General features: G+C 70.8%; 2 protein-coding genes. Both read right to left on the reverse strand.

Going from position 1 to position 2,040, the window contains the following annotated elements; translation table 11 throughout:
* A partial coding sequence (locus tag H5J30_RS29590; RefSeq protein WP_220189501.1) for an aspartate aminotransferase family protein occupies window positions 1-989 on the reverse strand: 989 nt, incomplete at its 3' end.
* Between the two features lie 68 nt (window positions 990-1,057).
* Complete coding sequence (locus H5J30_RS29595; protein ID WP_181790407.1) at window positions 1,058-1,900, reverse strand: nitrilase-related carbon-nitrogen hydrolase; 843 nt, start codon at window positions 1,898-1,900, stop codon at window positions 1,058-1,060.
* Window positions 1,901-2,040: the final 140 nt, after the last annotated feature.

Here is a 2,040-nt window from a genome sequence, read left to right on the forward strand (position 1 = left end):
GCGAGGCCCGCGGTGGCGGCCCGCAGCCGCTCGATGAGCAGCCCGCCGACGCGGCGGGCGTTGCCCTGGAGGTCGTGCTCCAGGACGTAGCCGAGGTTGGCCAGCCCGGCGGCCATGGTGACCGGGCTGCCGCCGAAGGTCGACAGGGAGTTGGCGTCCAGGCAGTTCATGATCTCGGCGCGGGCGACGACGCCGCCGATGGAGGCGCCGTTGCCGATGCCCTTGGCGAACGTGAGCATGTCCGGCGGGCCGTTGCCGGCGTGCGCCTGCCAGCCCCAGAAGTGGTCGCCGGTACGGCCCCAGCCGGACTGCACCTCGTCGGTGATCCACAGGATGCCCTCCTCGGCGAGCACCTCGCGGAACGCCGCGTACAGGCCGTCGGGCGGGGAGGTGAAGCCGCCGACGCCCTGGATCGGCTCGGCGATGAGGGCGGCGACGCCGCGGGTCTGCGAAAGCATGTCGCGCAGGTCGGCGACGCAGGCGTCGATGAACGCGGCGTCGTCGAGGTGGGCGAAGGGGCCGCTGCCGCGGATGCCGCCGTGGACGTAGAGCGTCTGCAGCGGGGAGAGGCTGGTGGGCGACCAGGCGCGGTTGCCGGTGATGCCGACCGCGGTGAAGGAGCGGCCGTGGTAGCTGTTGCGCATGGCCAGCACCTGGTTGGAGCCGCGGTACGTGCTCGCCAGCAGCAGCGCCGTGTCGTTGGCCTCGGTGCCGGAGGTGGTGAAGAACACCCGCGCGTCGGGGATGCCGGACAGCTGCGCGATGCGCTCGGCCAGCTCCACCATGGGGCGGTTGAGGTAGAGCGTGGAGGTGTGCAGGATCCGGCCGGCCTGCTCGGCGACCGCCTTGGTGACCTCCGGGAGGGCGTGGGCGGTCATGGTGGTGAGGATGCCGCCGAAGAAGTCGAGGTAGCGGTTGCCCTCGGCGTCCCAGACGTGCCGGCCCTCGCCGTGGGTGATCTCGATGGGCTCGGCGTAGTAGAGCGCCATCCAGTCCGGCAGGACGGCCCGGTGCCGGGCGAGGAGATCGCGGTGTACGCCGCCGCCGTTCCCCGCGCTCACGGCTGCACCAGGTCCTCGTACGCGTCCGGGCGCCGGTCCCGGTAGAAGGCCCACTGCTGGCGGACCTCCTCGATCATGCCGAAGTCGAGGTCGCGGACCACGAGCTCCTCCTCCTTGTCGCTCGCGACGTCGCCGACGAACTGCCCGCGCGGGTCCACGAAGTAGCTCGTGCCGTAGAAGTCGTTGTCGCCGTACTCCTCGACGCCGACGCGGTTGATGGCGGCGATGAAGTACTCGTTGGCGACGGCCGCAGCGGGCTGCTCAAGCTGCCACAGGTACGCCGACAGGCCGCGGGAGGTCGCCGAGGGGTTGTAGACGAGCTGGGCGCCGCGGAGGCCGAGGGCGCGCCAGCCCTCGGGGAAGTGCCGGTCGTAGCAGATGTAGACGCCGACCTTGCCGACGGCGGTGTCGAAGACCGGCCAGCCGGCGTTGCCCGGCTTGAAGTAGTACTTCTCCCAGAAGCCCTTGACCTGCGGAATGTGGTGCTTGCGGTATTTGCCGAGCACCGTGCCGTCGGCGTCGATGACGACGGCGGTGTTGTAGTAGAAGCCCTCCTGCTCGACCTCGAAGACGGGGACGACCACGACCATGCCGGTCTCGCGGGCGAGCGCCTGCATGCGCACGACGGTGGGTCCGTCCGGCACGGGCTCGGCCCAGCGGTAGTGCTCCGGCTCCTGCACCTGGCAGAAGTAGGGGGCGTTGAAGACCTCCTGGAAGCCGATGATGCAGGCGCCGCGGGCGGCGGCGGCTCTCGCGTGTTCCTCGTGCTTCGCGATCATCGACTCGGTGTCGCCGGTCCACGTCGCCTGGACGAGTGCGGCGCGTACAACGTTGGCCATGGCTGCTCCTCGGACGGACGCCGGAGGCTCTACGCACGTAGAAGCCGGGGCAGATGTCTGAACGTAGGTCGCCGCGGAGGCGCTGGCAAGAGCGGCGCACCGAACGGCTGCGCGCCGGAACGGCCCGGGTCAGGCGGAGT

This window comes from Streptomyces phytophilus (assembly GCF_013870535.1).
GTDB lineage: Bacteria > Actinomycetota > Actinomycetes > Streptomycetales > Streptomycetaceae > Streptomyces > Streptomyces phytophilus.

What these genes read in the sequence shown, in the direction of transcription:
- H5J30_RS29595 (WP_181790407.1), bottom strand. Translation starts at nt 1,900, where the DNA reads ATGGCCAACGTTGTACGCGCCGCACTCGTCCAGGCGACGTGGACCGGC.